A 16368-nucleotide genomic window follows, 5' to 3' on the forward strand; every position below is an offset into this window, starting at 1 on the left:
CACACCTTAAATTTGTTTGTAGTTGTCTTTCGTTAATCGAAAGCTAAGTTAACGACTCGCCAATTCCTGTTTTGGCAGAACCTTTTGGCGATGCTTGTTTGCTGGCGCGTTTGACTGGGTCGAGGCGTTTTTCCAGCCAGCTAAATACTCTAGAAGCAATAAAGGTTAGTAGCAAATAAACCAAAGCCACAGCAGTATAAATTGCAAAGGAACGATAGGTAGTTGCAACCATCAGTTGTCCCTGACGAAATAGTTCTTCAAAACCAATAATCGCGACTAGGCTAGTGTCTTTAATTAATGTGATAAATTCATTACCTAACGGTGGTAACATACGGCGAAAAGCTTGAGGAAAAATAACATAGCGCATGGTTTGCCGCCAACTCATCCCCATTGATTGGGAAGCTTCCCACTGTCCGATATCGATAGATTGAATTCCACCCCGAATAATTTCGGCTAAATATGCCGCAGAATTGAGACTGAGAGCCGTAACCGCTGCAAGAAGCCGATTGAAGCTAAAGTCCAAACCCATACTCTGTATTAAAGACGGGATGCCAAAGTAAATCATAAAGATCTGTACTAGCAGCGGCGTACCGCGAAAGAAATCTATATAGATACGGCTCAACCAGGTCAGAGGTTTAAAGTCAGAAATTGAGGCGACTGCTAGTAAAGTTCCGCCAATGGTGCCAAAAAACACCGACAATGCCGTCAGCATTATAGTTACCAACGCTCCCCAGAATAGGTTGCGGAACAGTTGGCTCCAGCTGAATGCCGCACCTTCTCCTTTTAAAGCAGGGGCAACTAAAGGTAACTTAGCTGGCTCTCCTGCAAACCATTTTTGATATAGTTCGCGATACCTACCGCTTTGGAGGAGTTCATCTATAGCATCATCAACTTTTTCGACATTAGGAGAGTTTTTAGGCAAAGCAATTCCGTAATACTCTTCGGTCAACAGTTCTCCAACTACCTCAACATTATTTAGGTTGCCAACTTTGATGGCATAGAGAGTTACAGGAGCATCGTTAACAACAGCATCTACTCTACCGTTACTTAATTCTTGAAGAGCCAGGGCTGAGTTGTCAAAGGTCGAAATTTCTGCTCCCGATATTTTTTGAGCTTCCTGCGCTCCCGTGGTACCAATAGCTACGGCAATTTTTTTATTTTCTAAATCGTCAAAACTCTTAATCTCATCCTTACTATCTTTCCTTACCGCGATCGCCAAACCCGACTGAAAGTAAGGACGGGAAAAATCAACAGTCTGAGCGCGTTCGGCGGTAATAGTCATACCGCTAATCGCCGCGTTAATTGTCTGAGACTGCAAAGCTGGAATTAGCCCATCAAAAGGCATACTTTGAAATTGAATTTCTAAATTAGCTTCTTCCCCAATCGCTCTAAACAGATCGATATCAAATCCAGTCAAACCCTTTCCGTCTGGTGCCTGCATTTCAAAGGGAGGAAAAGCGGGTTCGGTTCCTACCTTTAAAACTTCCTGTGCCGCTAGAGGCGATAAATAAGAGTGAATGCCGATCGCTAACAATAGTGCGATCGCACTTAGCCCTATTCTCCGCAACCAAAATTGTAAGCTGTTTTTATTCATAATTTTGGGTTTTTACTTTTTACTAAATCTTTAAAAGCAAAAAAACTTCTCTTTATATTTGTTTGTCAACAATTATTAATTAAATTGGGTTTTCATAATAAAAAGTTTTTCAAAAATTTAAAATTGGTCTTTTATTAATTTTTAATACAATAAGCGAGCGAGCTAAATAGTTTTGTTGAAGATAGGCTCGATCTTGAAGCATATTGAATGTTTTATGGCAGCTATAGTTAAATATTGCTCTATTTTTATGTTGAGCAGATTATGCCTTTGAAGTAATATAAATAATGTAATCTATCGAACAATTGCGCAAAAAATATTTAGCTAATTTATTGTCATAATGTCATTATTAATAGAGTTTTGTATATAAAATAATGTCAATATCAACTGCTACTCCCGTTATTTCCTTCAACAATTTAAGAAAAAGCTATGGTTCGTTAGAAGTGCTGCGGGGTATAACTGCTTCTTTGCATAAAGGGGATGTTGTTTCCATAATTGGGACTTCTGGCTGTGGTAAAAGTACACTGCTGCGCTGTTGTAACCGTTTGGAGACAATTAATGGAGGAGAGTTAAAGGTAATGGATATCGACCTTTCTCAACCAAAAATCAGTTCTTCAAAGTTGCGGCAGTTAAGAACTAAAGTCGGTATGGTGTTTCAACAATTCAACTTATTTCCCCATCTCAGCGTTTTGCAAAACTTAATGCTCGCTCCCTCGCAGGTATTAAAAGAATCAAAATCGGAATGTCGCGATCGCGCCTTACACTACCTAGAAAAAGTTGGTTTGAGTAGTAAAGCTACAGCCTATCCCGAACAGCTATCGGGGGGTCAAAAACAGCGAGTAGCGATCGCTCGCAGTTTGTGTATGAAACCCGAAATACTGTTATTTGACGAACCCACCAGCGCGCTCGATCCCGAATTAGTGGGAGAGGTACTGAGGGTAATGAAGCAGCTAGCCGAAGAAGGGATGACTATGGTAGTAGTTACCCACGAAATGAACTTTGCCCGCGATGTTGCCAATCGAGTTATTTTTCTCAACAAAGGAGTGGTAGAAGAACAAGGCGATGCTAGAGAAGTATTGACCAATCCTCAGTGCGATCGCCTAAAAACCTTTCTTAGTAGGATGAATAACTAAAATATTAGTTAATTCGATTCTGTTACCGTTGCCGAATAGCGATCGCCAAAGTATTCTACTTCTACAGTAGTACCAGGCTGTTCGTAACCGATAGGCAAATAGACATAGAGTACGCACCTACCCAAACTGTAACCATAGCCCGCGCTGGCAACGTAACCCAAGATTTTTTCACCAGCTAAGATCGGCTCTTTCCCCATAACTACCGCTTTAGGATCGTTTAAGGTTAAATAACAGAGTTTGCGGCTGGGATACTGTTGACGCTGGAGTAGCATTTCTCTTCCGATAAATTCTCCTTTATTAGGTTTGACGGCAAAACCCAAGCCAGCCTCGTAGGGATCGTATTCGGTATGAATATCCGCACCCCAAAGTAAATAGCCTTTTTCCAAGCGTAAAGTCTCAAATGCTCCTCCGCCAGCAGCAATGATGCCGTGTTGTCGACCTACCTGCCAGAGTAAGTCCCATAGCTTTAACCCAGATTCGGTAGGAGCATAAATTTCCCAGCCTGGCTCGCCCACATAGGAAACGCGCACTGCTAAGGCAGGAATGGCATCAATATAGATTTGTTGTGCTGTGAAAAAAGGAAAGCTTTCATCGTCACAAGCAGCATCGGTAACTGCTCCTAATACTTTTGGTGCTAGAGGTCCCCACAGTCCCAGACAGCAATAGCTAGCAGAGACATCAGCAATACACACCGAATTATCTTTAGGTAAATGAGACTTCATCCAGGCAAGATCGTGTTCGCCCACACTACCGCCAGTTACTACCCAGAATCTTTCTCGACCCAAACAGGTAATGGTTAGGTCGCACATGATGCCACCATTGGCATCGAGCATCGAAGTGTAAGTCACTTTACCTGCGGTAGAACTAATACGATTGGCACACAGGTATTGCAGATATGCTAAAGCTCCCTCTCCCGTAACTTCCAGCTTAGTAAACGGTGTCAGATCGTAAAGTGCCACTCCTTCGCGAGTTGCTAAATGCTCTGCACCCTGTATTGGCGACCAGTTTTGAGCCGACCAGCCTTGACGTTGGGGAATAGAGTATTTTTCTAATAGGTTGGTATTAGCTTCAAACCACTGAGGGCGTTCCCAGTTAGCACTAGTAAAAAACACGGCTCCCAACTCTTGCAAGCGAGGATGAAAAGGACTCAAACGCAGTTGACGAGAATGATTCTGCTGTGCCAGAGGATGAATGATATCGTAAACTTCTCGGTACTGCTGTGCCGCACTCGCCCAGATATATTCGCGACTTTTAGCAACTTGGGTAAAGCGATTGATATCGCATTCATGGATGTCGAGGCTGGGAATTCCCGTAGTCAATAATTCTGCAACCATCTTACCCACACCACCCCCGTGAGTTACCCAAACTGCTTCGGCTACCCAAAAACCTCTAGCAAAAGCAGATTCACCAATTACGGGAAATCCATCAGGGGTAAAAGACATCATGCCGTTGATTTTGTAAGGTAGCTCCGTCCCAGCCAAACTAGGCAGCAGTTCCACTGTCGATCGCCATGCCTGCTGAAAATGTTCTTCGGTAAATTCTTTCACCGAAGGCATCACTGGTGCTTTTTTATTAGAGAGAATATCTTTGGGATCTACTAATAAAGGTTCGTGTTGGTAGGAACCAATACCGTAGCAGTCACCATGCTGGCGAAAATACATCGACTTATCTTGATGGCGCAGGATGGGATGCACCACCTCGCGAGTTTCCCCTGCTAACTCTGAGACGGGAGAGGTTTTAACATACTGATGCTGTACGGGAACTAAAGGAATGGTTTCCCCTACCATTTCGCCAATCAAAGGACCCCAAATACCCGCACAGACTACGACTCTATCGGTGGTAATTTTTCCTCTATCGGTTACTACCGCTTTAACTTGCCCTGCTTCTACTTCTATATCTAATACCCGCGTATCGCCATAGAATTTAGCAGCATTAGCCTCGATCGCCAAGTTTGCTAGAGCTTCAGCCGCTCTTACTGCTTTAGCAATGCCATCGCTGGGAACGTAGTAGGCACCTAAAATTTTGGTTTCGTCGATGAGGGGGATTTTTTCTTTTGCTTGGGCGGGAGTAAGTATCGCTGCTTCAATACCCCAGGACTTTGCCCATCCTAGTTTGCGTTTTAGTTCTTGCCAACGGTCTGCGGTGTATGCCACCTCAATGCTACCCACGTCATAAAAAGCTGTCCCTTCATCGGTGTGTAGCTGACTGTATAGTTCTACGGTGTATTTTGCCAGTTTGGTCATGGTTTTAGAAGAGTTGGTTTGAAAAACCAGACCTGGTGCGTGAGAGGTAGAACCACCAGTAGCAAATAAAGGACCGCGATCGACAACTACGATATCGCGCCAGCCTAGTTTTGCTAGATGATATGCCGTACTACAGCCAACTATTCCCGCTCCAATAATTACCAGTTTTGCTTTATTTTCCATGTCTACAAGATCGAAAGTTTAAAAGAGATCGAAGCGTTCTAAAGAAAGTTCTACTGAGAGATCGCCTCAGCGACTAAACGTTGAAATTGATGAACGGTAATTTCTAAAGCAGGAGAAAAACAACCACCACTGAAAGCAGGAGAATGTCTGCCTTTCTGAAGTCGTTCTATAGTTTCCAAGTCCTCATCGTTGGTAATTTTCCACAGATCGATAGGAATCTGGCGTAAAGCTTCATATCGGTTATCGGTTGCTCCATCGCCTACAAAATAAAATGCCATTCTCTCAACCGAACGGCTCGGACTGAGGGGATCGACTGTTAAAGCTAAAAAGTAGTCGGGATGAATGCCCAACATGAGATTGGGAAAGATGGAAATATATTCGGCTACGGTTTCTCGTTCGGTTGCTTGCAAATTGGGAAATACAGGCAGAGTGCGATTGCCCATCGCTCCAATGCGATAGAGTTTGCTTCCTTGACCGACGTGATTTTCTCCCACTTCAAAATTGAAATGATCCTCCATGCGAGAACAGTTATTTAGCTGGGGATGCACCCAGGGTAAATGGTAACTTTCGGAAAAGTTTTCTACTGCCAGTTTCCAGTTAGCCTCAAACTCAAACTTTAGCTCTCTTCCGAAACGCAGCAGGCTTAAGTCGTAAACCGACCAGCGATCGATAACTGGTTGTAAGTAATCCTTTAGTGGTGGTGCATTGTTACCCAAATTGACAAAAATCAGGTCGAGCCACTGACTGCACCTAATTGACTGTAAGTTTTTGCTAGCGCGATCGAATCCTTCATAGGTGTCCTGCCAGTAACCACCAAAGTGAGGTGTAGTTTTGAGTTGACCTTCTAAATCGTATGCCCAGGAATGGTAAGGGCAACGAATCCGTTTTTGCTGCTCGCAGGGTTTGGTAACTAACTGCAAACCTCGGTGCGAACATATATTGTGAAAAGCCCGAATTTCTCCTTGAGGAGCGCGTACTAAGACGATGGGCATTCCAGCTACTTCTACGGGAAATAAATCGCCCACATTGGGTAAATCTGCACCCAAGCCTACACAAATCCAGCGATTGGTAAATATACTTTGCCGTTCGCGTTGTAAAAATTCTTCACTGGTATATGCCTCGGCAGTTAAGCCGACAGCATCTGACGTAGAGTTATTTAAAGATGCGATCGCATCTCCAAACTGGCTACTGTTGGCAATGCTGCTATCGCTGCGACGCGCTAATACTTTCTCCATTATGGTAACTAGCAAAAAAACTTAGAAATATTTAGACAGTGGCTGTTCCACCTACGAAAACGTTCGCGTATGCTGACTCTCAAGTTTTGTTAGGCGTTATCAAAATTAAACTTATAAAATCGACACGCACAACGTAAAATTAGCTTAACTAATTCGACTTGTAATTACAAGTTTAAAATCTAAATTTTATTAAAGTCGATTTTTTGTTTTTTTTGTCAAAATGTCTCCTTTTTTACAGTTTAAAATTTTTATAAGGCGTAAAAAGAATTAAAACAACTCAAGCTCTATCCATCAATGAGAAAGGCTTAGTTTTGGGTCGTGCAATTAAGTTTTAGAAAACTTATCTTATTTGTCAGAGAATCGTGAGTTTTGCCAAATAATAATGCGGAGATTATTTAACCTGTTTGCTTTGGTATTCATGTTTAAACTTATGTTCGATGATTGAATATTTTGGCAATAATTATAACTACTGAATTAAAAACGAAGAGAAAAAAAAGTTTATTAGACGCGATTGCTTTAAAAATCAATAATACTTCATTAGTTTATAATTATTTTGTTTATATCTTTTTTAAAGTTTACACTTCCTATATTTATGGAGAGAAAACTGTGAAAACGAAAAAGCCTCGTTCTAGCATTAATTCTTCAAGGCGAATTCCTGGAGATACAAATATACAAGGATGGGGGTTTGATATTCACCCCGAAGTATTTTTTGTTTCAGCAGGACTAATTTTATTATTTGTACTAGTAACACTTATCTTTCAAGAACCAGCCGAAGCAGCCTTTAGCGATTTACAGACATTTATCGCCAACGCTATGGGTTGGTTTATGATTTTAGTCGTCAGTATTTATCTAACCGTAGTAGTAATTCTGGCTCTGAGTAAGTTTGGCAAAATTCGGCTGGGAGGACAAACTGCTCGCCCAGACTTCCCCCTATTCGCTTGGCTGGCAATGCTGATTAGCGCGGGCATGGGGATTGGGCTAATGTTTTGGAGCGTTGCCGAACCAGTCTATCACTTTCAATCACCACCAACTGCTAGCTTCCAGCCCGAAACAGGTGCGGCGGCACAAGAAGCTTTAGGTGTTACTTTTTTTCACTGGGGATTTCATGCCTGGGGTGTGTATGCTTTAGTTGGCTTGTCTTTAGGATTTTTTGCCTACAATCGCGGCTTGCCCCTAACCATTCGTTCGGTATTTTATCCGCTAATAGGCGATCGCATTTATGGCTGGATGGGTAATGTAGTCGATATTTTAGCAGTGGCATCGACTCTTTTTGGTTTGGCTACTTCTTTGGGCTTGGGAGTACAACAAGTCAATGCGGGACTCAACTTTTTATTCGGGCTAGCGGAAAATACTTCAATTCAAGTCTGTCTGATTGCCATTATTACTGGTTTTGCCACTGCCTCAGTGGTATCTGGTTTGGATAGTGGCGTACGTCGTTTGAGCGAACTGAATATGATTCTGGCTGGTTTGTTTCTGCTCTTTGTCTTACTAGCAGGACCGACGTTGTTTATTCTTGGTTCCTTTGTGCAAACTCTGGGTTTTTATTTTGCCATGCTGCCGACATTTAGTTTTTGGACGGAAACCTTCGAGCAAACTGATTGGCAAAATAGCTGGACGGTTTTCTACTGGGGCTGGTGGGTATCCTGGTCGCCTTTTGTCGGGATCTTTATCGCTCGTATTTCTAAAGGCAGAACCGTTAGGGAATTTGTCTTAGGTGTACTGCTGCTACCTTCATTGCTCACTTTTTTATGGATGTCCACCTTTGGCGGTACGGCACTATTTATGGAACTGAGTCAGGAGGGATCGCCTATTGCCCAGGCAGTAGAGGAAAATGTAGCAACTGCCCTATTTGTGATGTTGGAGCAACTTCCCATAACTGCCATCACCTCTTTTATCGGCATTATTTTAGTGACCGTATTTTTTGTCACTTCGTCTGACTCAGGGTCATTAGTAGTAGATAATTTGACTTCGGGAGGAAAAATTGATTCTCCCGTCCCTCAAAGAGTTTTTTGGGCAGTAACTGAAGGAGTTGTAGCAGCAGCCTTACTTCTTGGCGGAGGTTTACAGGCTTTACAAACTGCTTCTATTACTACGGGCTTGCCTTTTGCTATCGTGCTATTGATAATGTGTTTTAGCCTCTATCGCGGTTTAAACGAAGAACTTGCCATGCTGGAAGCTGAGAAACTCAGAGAAACCGAGCCAGAAAAAACCCTCGTTTCCTAGCGTGTCGAACATAATCTAAGTGTTTGGACTTACTAAACTCAACCAAACACTGACTTATAGCAATCAAGCTGAAGTTAGGACATTTTGTAAAATTATTTACTCGCTACTCTGTTTCGAGCATTCCCTTGCGCCTTACGTCGACGCGGGGTCTCGAATCTACTTTCTACTTCCGCGTAGCGGCATTAGTCGCGATCGAGAACGACAGAATAACACATGCGATCGGCACTGGAGAGAGTCTCACCACAAGCTACTATTCCCTCGCCTACAGTACGAACGGCGTATTCATAGACCAAAAGCGGCGCACCAATAGCAACATTTAGATATTTACTTAGTTGGGGATTAGCGCGGGTACACTCTAAAGTTATCTCTGCTCTTTTGAGAGTAAATCCATAGCGATCGAGAGTGGCATAGGTGAAGCCAGACTGTAGTTGCTCTGCCAAAACCTCACCAACCTCTAGAGGAAAATAGGCAGTATCTAAAGCTATAGGAGATTCGCCTACAGAAATGATTTGACGTTGGCGATACACTTGAGATTCTTTTGGCGATAAATTCAAACGTAACCTTATCTCAGGAGATGCTTGAATCTTTCCTAATTCAATGGTGCTAGCATTACTAACTATTCCCTGACGAGCCAAATCTGCCTCGAATGAAGTCAGTGGGTTAGATAGAGCAAGAGTTATTTTGCTGCTTTCTCTAACAAAAACTCCTTTGCCGCGCCGAGAAGTTACCAATCCCTGATTGACCAAGTTGGCGATCGCTTTTCTTACTGTGGTACGACTGACCTTAAAAATTTCACCCAGATCGTATTCGCTTGGTAGTTGCTCTCCTGGAGCATATTCTCCACCTATAATCTTTTCTCGTAATTCCTCAGAAATGACAAGATATAGGGGCATTTTTTTTTGACTCAAATCTTGTCGAACCATTGGGTGGAGCAACTCTATTGCAACGAGGCTATGCGTACACCCGAACGATGCCGATTAGCCAAGAAAAGACTGATGATGATACTAAAATCGTAACACAACCCAGCCTTTCTAAATAATCATTCTTTAGAGCCGTCAATCGGTCAAAGGTAAAAGGGGAAGGGTAAAGAGAACTATATTTTCTTTGACCGTTTACCTTTAACCTTTTTCCCTTAGCCAAAGTAGTCAATAATGATTCGTGCAAGAAGCCCTTTACTTACTTGCCAGAACCAGAACCGCCACCCCGAAAACTACCGTAACTAGAGCGAGTGGGATTAGGTCGCCAAATACCGCCTACATAAAACCCTGAGATTCTAGTTCCATGACGGGGATTATATTGAGGTTGATTTTCCTGGCGCAGTACTAGAGCCGAACGATTGCTATAGGCAGAGTGTAAGACATAAATAGCGATCGCCAGAGCGATAATCGTATAGATTTTACTTAACATTAAGCAATACTCCAATTTCAATTTGTAGAAGTGGCAAAAGAGCCTACTTCAGTCACTTCAACTTCACCCAAAGTACGATTACCCTCACGAACAGTTAATGATGTCCGTTCTACGGGTTCATCAGGGGTAACTCGTACCTGAAAACCATAAGAACTGCGAGTTTCTAGAACTAAATATTCTTCCAACTTGACAGTAGCAGTTTTAAATTCTTCATCACTCGCGGCAAATCCTACTACTTTTGAATAACTACGATGAAAAATACGTTCGCCATAAAGGTTATTTACTGAAAGAGTAATATCTGTATTGAGCAATGAGTTTGCACGTCGTGTGTTTACTTCCAAATTTACTTTGATATCGATCTTAAGCAGACGCTCTTTTCCCCCCGTTACCACTCTGCCACCAGGATCGCTATCGTTTTTACGAACGTCTAAAATTTTCTTACCCGATATAGGAGTAGCGATGAGTGAAACTATACCCAAACCGCAAAGAGCGATAAAACCAGGGAAAAAATAGCGAGTATCGATAACTCCTGTTTGTACTTTAATTCTAAACGGCACTGCTAGATCTACTTCCGTTCCCGATGTGTCTCCCATTTCCAAAATTTCCACGCCAATAACAATTTCTTCTGGTTGTTTTGCATTAACATCCAAACCACCAAGCAAATCCGATTCCGACCAAGTTCTAGTTTGTCCGTCTTCGTACCAAGTTCCCGATTCTCGCCAGGCTTCTTTAACCGCAGAAGCAATTAAGTTACCCTGGGTATCCAAAATCTGTATTTCGTAAACCAGCCAGTGATTGGTAGGAATAGCGGCTCTAACATCTACTCGTAAGGCACCGATGAATCTGGCTTCAAGTTCGATCGGATCGGTAGTAATAGATTCTTCAGAATTAATAGTTAGAGTTTCAGAGATTATGGTTTTACTCAACAAGCTACCGAATACCATTAGCAAACTCATTAACAATAAGATGCCAAAAGGAAAATACGTCCATCGGTCTTGAAAACGAGATGTTTTTTGACGGGAAATTGAAACTGACATAAATTTTATTTGGCGCGATCGCTATGTATGTCTGCCTAACTTAATTTTATTGTTAGGCGCAAATAACTTAAAATAAAGGATGCAGCTTATAAGTATCTAAGTATGGTTGCTTCTAAAATAACATCTTCTCTAACAGACATTGCCCGACAAACACGCGCCTCGGCGAGTAAACTTGCCGTGTTATCAACCGCAGACCGCAATCGAGCTTTAGAAGAAATAGCCGCTGCGCTAGAAGCCGCTACTTCAGAAATCGTAGAAGCCAATCAAGCCGATTTACAAGCTGCCAAAGCCAATCATCTCGCTCCCGCTTTGTATGCCAGACTCAAGCTAGGTGAAAGTAAACTACAAGCTGCGATCGCAGGTGTACGTGATGTCGCTAAATTAGAAGATCCTGTAGGCGCGAGTCAAATTAAGCGCGAGTTGGATGAAGGCTTAATTCTCAAAAGAGTTACTTGCCCTTTGGGAGTGTTGGGAATCATTTTTGAGGCACGTCCCGAAGCTTTAATTCAAATTACCAGTTTGGCAATTAAGTCTGGTAACGGCGTAATTCTTAAAGGCGGCAAAGAAGCTCTTAATTCTTGTCAGACTTTAGTTGAAGTCATTCACAAAGCATTAGTCAAAACTAAAGTCGAACCCGATGCCGTACAATTACTGACCACCAGAGAAGAAATCGCTCAATTGCTGTCATTAGATAAGTATATAGACTTAATTATTCCCAGAGGGTCTAACTCGTTTGTCCGTTACGTACAAGATAATACGCAAATTCCCGTTCTAGGACACGCTGACGGTATTTGTCATTTATATGTAGATTCGGCAGCAGACATCGATAAGGCAGTTAAAATTACTGTCGATGCTAAAACTCACTATCCCGCTGCCTGCAATGCGATCGAAACTCTGCTAGTACATCGAGATATTGCACCTAAGTTCTTACCCACAGTCGCTACAGTCTTGAAGGAACATCACGTAGAGTTAAGAGGTGACACAGCAACTCGTAAAATTATCGACTGTACGGAAGCGACAGAAACAGACTGGAGTTTGGAGTATAGCGATTTAATTTTGGCGATTAAAATTGTTGACGATTTAGAAGCAGCGATCGCACATATCGATCGGTACGGCTCAAAACACACCGATGCCATCGTTACTGAAGACAGTCAAGCAGCAGATATTTTTCAAAATCGAGTAGATGCAGCAGGAGTATACCATAACTGTTCGACTCGCTTTGCCGATGGGTTTCGCTACGGTTTTGGGGCAGAGGTAGGTATTAGTACCCAACAAATGCCCCCTCGCGGACCAGTTGGTTTAGAAGGTTTAGTAACTTATAAATACAAGCTGACTGGTAATGGACATATTGCTGCAACTTACACGGGTGAAAATGCTAAATCTTTTACCCATAGAGATTTATAATCTGTAACCCTTGCGCGATAAGACAAAATAGAAATGGATTCAATTCAAGTTACTGGCATACGTTGTTACGGATACGTTGGTTACTTACCAGAAGAACGAATATTGGGACAGTGGTTTGAAGTAGATCTTACCTTATGGGTAGATTTAACACCTGCCGCCAAAAGCGATGCTATAGAAGACACTTTAGACTATCGAGAAGCAATTGCTATAGTCAAACAGGAAATAAAAACTGCTAAATACTCTCTAGTAGAGACTTTGATTGATGCGATCGCCGATAAGCTATTGACCCTGGACAAACTAGAACGAGTTAGAGTCAAATTGTCAAAGCCAGCCGCTCCTATTCCCGACTTTAGCGGTAAAATAACTCTCGATATTACTAGAGAAAAGCCGTAACAAAGCTAAATAGACTGCAAAACGTCTTTGAAAGAGATGGAGTTTTTCTAAACTGCGTAAAAACACCGAAATGAAAATAATTTGGTTACCAATTTTACGCAATTCCGACCAAGAAGATCGAACGGATTGTCTGCCACATTGGAAGCATCACACTATCCTCATTCAAACTATCAAATACGGAAATCTCGCAGATGATCAGAAAAATTAAGTTAAACGTTGTTTTTTTGTGGCTATATCTAAACCAGCATATTGGCAGTCCTCGTTCTGTATGGCATATAAAACGCTTTTGGTATTTGTATCAAATTAATCTATTCAAAAAGTGTTGGCAACAAGAATGTTCCAAACAAAGCAATCCTAGTTGCTAGTGCGATTGGCTTGCGCCAGAGGTTTTCAAGCGATCGCGATTTGAACTAGTTATAGTCGTAGAAGGTTAGGTTAGATTATGTTATTAACTAGCCTCCCTGGAGTGGAAGAAGTGGTAGCTACGACTCTAATTTCATCTTAATTTTGGCTCTAGTTTGCTGAGTGAAACATCAAAGTCTAAACTCTGATGTCGGTTTATTCTGAGTTGAAATTGTCTCTAGCGATCGCCGCCAAAAAAAATTAGACTTAACATTCAAGACAATCGCTTTAACCTTTCCCCTTTTTCCTCTTGAAGAGGTAATCAATTATAATTCGTGCAAGAAGTCTAGTGGAGTGAATGTACTTCGGTAATTTGGAACCACTAGAAAATATAAACTCGTACAGTCTTACCGTATAAATATGAACCAGTCAGCAGTCCTCAAACAGCTATCAGCAGAATGGATTAGTGCAGATGAATTTCAAGCTTACGGTCAATTGATTACTCCCTCTGCTGATGGTAAACTTTTTGATGAAACCGATGCCCTATTAAAGCTCGATCGCGGTACGCCACGTTTTTATATTATGCACCTCACTCATAGAGGTAGAAAGTTTCATAAAATTACTCGCCACCAACTCTGCACTCAATGTTTGGGTTCCCTTGAAGGTAAAGACTGGTTTATTGCCGTCTGTCCCCCATCGCCAAAACCGCAGCCAGAAATAGACAAAATGAGCGTATTTCGTATTCCTGGTAACTGCTTTATCAAACTAGAAGTAGGGACTTGGCACGCAGGACCATATTTCGACCACGAAACGGTTAATTTTTATAACTTGGAACTCAGCGACACTAATATAGTTGACCACGATACTTACGATTTTTTAAGCGAACAAAATCTGGAGTTCGAAATTTGCGATCGCCTGTAAGACGCTGTCAAAACTCTCTAAGTTCTCTACTTTTTGAAAAGGTAATGTCGCAAAAATTTTTTCTAACAATATCAGCAGTATTGTGTATCTTCTGTAAGCTCACTGCACTTAGCAGTTGACTATTTATTTCTTTGCAAAACTTTCTATTTTGAGTATTTGCTTTTGCAATCGCGTTTAGAAGATAATTAGATTAGGAGCGTTTTACTGCAACCAACAAAAAGTTATGTTTTCTGGGATAGTCGGGAGAAATCAAAACAATAGCGAAAACAAATTTGTAACAAAGAATGAGCTAGAAGCGTCATATCGTAATGCTCGTGAGGCTAATGCTTCTTTACAAGCTGCACAGTCTTTAACTAATAATTTCGATCTGCTTGTTAAAGAAGCTGCAAATGTAGTCTATGCTAAATATCCTCACACTACTCAAAGACCAGAACCCCAGTACGCATCTACACCTGTAGGAAAAGCTAAATGCGAAAGGGATATTGGCTATTACTTAAGAATGGTAACGTACAGCTTAATTGCTGGCAGTACTAGACCTATGGACGAGTTTTTCCTTCAGGGTTTGAACGAAATGAATCGCGCTCTCGAACTATCTTCAAGCTGGTACATTGAAGCTTTAAAGTATATAAAAGAAAATCATGGATTGACCAATTTAGCCGCTCAAAAAACTAACGAATACATTGATTATATTATTAGTGCTTTGAGCTAATGTTGTTTCGCCGACAAGATCCAGATTATCAAAAATTTCAATCTTCAATATGTATTAGGTGTGATGAATTTATTCAAGACACAGAAAACGGAATAAAAGATAATAAAAAACTAGCAAATATATGGGGCATAATTCATATATTATTGGGATTGGCAACAGTTGTTCTTTCAAGTATTACTACTGCAATTACATTTTACGACCAAAGCGATTCTATTGTTTTAATTCCACTTTTGGCAACAGTTTCAGCAGCTTGTTTGACTTTTTTAAATCCGTCGCGTCGTGAATTTAAAAGGCGTACGGCATATATTAAATTTAAAAATTTAAACAATCGATTTAAAGATTTAAAACTTGGTGTTGAAAATTCAAAATTATCTAAAGAAGATATGCTAGATCGTCTCGCCAACTTGTCAGAGCGATATGAAATAATAACTGAGGATTTGAAACCTTCTGTAGATTAAATTTAACAGACTCAAATCCTTGACATCACAGTTCATTTTAATTTAGTTCCCTTAACTTACTAGAAGCTATAGTTTATTTTATAGTGCAGAGCGGTTTAAAAGATAAAGATAAATGAGTCAAGAATTTGCGATCGCTACTTACGGATTGACCAAAAGATTCGAGCGTCATCTGGCAGTAAATGAAATCGATCTGAGGATAAAAAGCGGTGAAGTATATGGCTTAATTGGTCCTAACGGTGCGGGAAAAACTACTTTAATTCGGATGTTAGCCGCTGCCGAAGAACCGACTAAAGGCGAAATTTATCTCAACGGCGATCGCCTCCTGCGCGACGATACCAATCCCCATCTCAAAAAACGTTTGGGTTATCTTCCCGATGACTTTCCCCTCTACGACGATCTTACTGTCTGGGATTATCTCGACTATTTTGCACGGCTGTATCGCTTACCCCAACCCCATCGCCGCCGCCGACTCTACGAGGTGCTAGAACTAGTCCAGCTAGAAAATAAACGTCAAAGCATTATTTCTACCCTATCGCGAGGTATGAAGCAACGCCTCTCGCTGGCGCGAACGATTATTCACGAACCAATTGTCTTGTTATTAGATGAACCCGTATCGGGTTTAGATCCGCTGGCGCGAAAGCAATTTCGACAGATTATTAAAATTCTGCAAGAAGCAGGGATGACTATAGTAATTTCTTCCCACGTATTGAGCGATTTAGCCGAATTATGTACCTCTGTGGGAATTATGGAGTTGGGTTTTCTGGTAGAAAGTGCTTCTTTAAAAGAATTGTATCGGCGTTTATCTCGCCAACAAATTATCATTGCTACATTGGGTAAGATGGAAACACTGCAACGGGAACTATCCCAAAATTCTTTAGTACAACAGTGGGAGGTAATACCAGGAACTAATCGTTTAAAAGTTTACTTTACGGGAGAAGAAGCTAAAAGTGCCGAACTTTTGCGATCGCTAGTTAGAGCAGATATTCCCCTTACAGAATTTCACTGTAGTCGAGAAGATTTGGAAAGCATCTTTCTCAAACTCGGTCACAAACAAGCTTCCTAAAGCATTACCACAATATTATGAATAGT

Annotated in this window: 15 protein-coding genes; 8 read left to right on the top strand and 7 right to left on the bottom strand. The window is 41.4% G+C overall.

Annotated features, from left to right (window positions below):
* Positions 1-43 precede the first annotated feature (43 nt).
* Positions 44-1594: an ABC transporter permease subunit gene (locus KV40_RS11275; RefSeq protein ID WP_052055552.1), complete on the bottom strand. Its 1551-nt coding sequence runs from the start codon at positions 1592-1594 to the stop codon at positions 44-46.
* Positions 1595-1971: 377 nt separating this feature from the next.
* Between KV40_RS11275 and KV40_RS11280 the strand changes: the two genes are divergently transcribed.
* Positions 1972-2724 (top strand): amino acid ABC transporter ATP-binding protein, encoded by a 753-nt coding sequence (locus tag KV40_RS11280; RefSeq protein ID WP_036481305.1) that lies wholly within the window; start codon positions 1972-1974, stop codon positions 2722-2724.
* 8 nt (positions 2725-2732) lie between these two features.
* On the opposite strand, the gene KV40_RS11285 is transcribed toward KV40_RS11280, so the two are convergent.
* Both KV40_RS11285 and KV40_RS11290 read right to left on the bottom strand, forming a co-directional pair.
* Positions 2733-5150, bottom strand: a complete 2418-nt coding sequence (locus tag KV40_RS11285) for an FAD-dependent oxidoreductase (protein WP_036481129.1) — start codon at positions 5148-5150, stop codon at positions 2733-2735.
* A gap of 50 nt (positions 5151-5200) precedes the next feature.
* Positions 5201-6385, bottom strand: coding sequence for an aromatic ring-hydroxylating dioxygenase subunit alpha (locus tag KV40_RS11290; protein WP_052055553.1), 1185 nt, complete (start codon positions 6383-6385; stop codon positions 5201-5203).
* Between the two features lie 606 nt (positions 6386-6991).
* Between KV40_RS11290 and KV40_RS11295 the strand changes: the two genes are divergently transcribed.
* A complete protein-coding gene (locus KV40_RS11295) occupies positions 6992-8608 on the top strand; it encodes a BCCT family transporter (protein WP_052055565.1) in 1617 nt (538 codons plus the stop codon).
* 182 nt (positions 8609-8790) lie between these two features.
* Here the strand turns inward: KV40_RS11295 and KV40_RS11300 are convergent, their stop codons facing one another.
* From KV40_RS11300 to KV40_RS11310, 4 genes are read right to left on the bottom strand one after another with little or no spacing between them, the layout of a single operon-like run.
* Positions 8791-9531 (bottom strand): GntR family transcriptional regulator, encoded by a 741-nt coding sequence (locus KV40_RS11300; RefSeq protein WP_072013813.1) that lies wholly within the window; start codon positions 9529-9531, stop codon positions 8791-8793.
* Between the two features lie 28 nt (positions 9532-9559).
* The gene (locus tag KV40_RS34880) at positions 9560-9772 is read right to left on the bottom strand and encodes a hypothetical protein (RefSeq protein WP_156114017.1); all 213 of its coding nucleotides are present in this window, start codon (positions 9770-9772) and stop codon (positions 9560-9562) included.
* A gap of 12 nt (positions 9773-9784) precedes the next feature.
* On the bottom strand, positions 9785-10015 hold the full coding sequence (locus KV40_RS11305) for a hypothetical protein (RefSeq protein WP_036481132.1): 231 nt from the start codon (positions 10013-10015) through the stop codon (positions 9785-9787).
* 17 nt (positions 10016-10032) lie between these two features.
* Positions 10033-11052 carry a hypothetical protein gene (locus KV40_RS11310; protein WP_036481134.1) on the bottom strand — a complete coding sequence of 340 codons (1020 nt, stop codon included), beginning with the start codon at positions 11050-11052 and terminating at the stop codon, positions 10033-10035.
* A gap of 102 nt (positions 11053-11154) precedes the next feature.
* Here KV40_RS11310 and proA point away from each other — a divergent pair, with 102 nt between their 5' ends.
* From proA to KV40_RS11340, 6 genes are all read left to right on the top strand, one after another.
* Positions 11155-12456, top strand: a complete 1302-nt coding sequence (gene proA, locus KV40_RS11315; RefSeq protein WP_036481137.1) for a glutamate-5-semialdehyde dehydrogenase — start codon at positions 11155-11157, stop codon at positions 12454-12456.
* A 33-nt stretch (positions 12457-12489) separates the two neighbouring features.
* The gene (folB, locus tag KV40_RS11320; protein WP_036481139.1) at positions 12490-12849 is read left to right on the top strand and encodes a dihydroneopterin aldolase; all 360 of its coding nucleotides are present in this window, start codon (positions 12490-12492) and stop codon (positions 12847-12849) included.
* A gap of 762 nt (positions 12850-13611) precedes the next feature.
* Positions 13612-14112, top strand: coding sequence for an ureidoglycolate lyase (locus KV40_RS11325; protein ID WP_036481142.1), 501 nt, complete (start codon positions 13612-13614; stop codon positions 14110-14112).
* A 223-nt stretch (positions 14113-14335) separates the two neighbouring features.
* Positions 14336-14821 (top strand): phycocyanin, encoded by a 486-nt coding sequence (locus tag KV40_RS11330; RefSeq protein WP_036481144.1) that lies wholly within the window; start codon positions 14336-14338, stop codon positions 14819-14821.
* Positions 14821-15279, top strand: a complete 459-nt coding sequence (locus KV40_RS11335; RefSeq protein WP_036481146.1) for a hypothetical protein — start codon at positions 14821-14823, stop codon at positions 15277-15279. The genes KV40_RS11330 and KV40_RS11335 overlap by 1 nt, the downstream gene beginning before the upstream one ends.
* A gap of 112 nt (positions 15280-15391) precedes the next feature.
* Positions 15392-16342 carry an ABC transporter ATP-binding protein gene (locus tag KV40_RS11340; RefSeq protein ID WP_036481147.1) on the top strand — a complete coding sequence of 317 codons (951 nt, stop codon included), beginning with the start codon at positions 15392-15394 and terminating at the stop codon, positions 16340-16342.
* Positions 16343-16368 lie beyond the last annotated feature (26 nt).

Origin of the sequence: Myxosarcina sp. GI1 (genome assembly GCF_000756305.1) — a bacterium.
GTDB lineage: Bacteria > Cyanobacteriota > Cyanobacteriia > Cyanobacteriales > Xenococcaceae > Myxosarcina.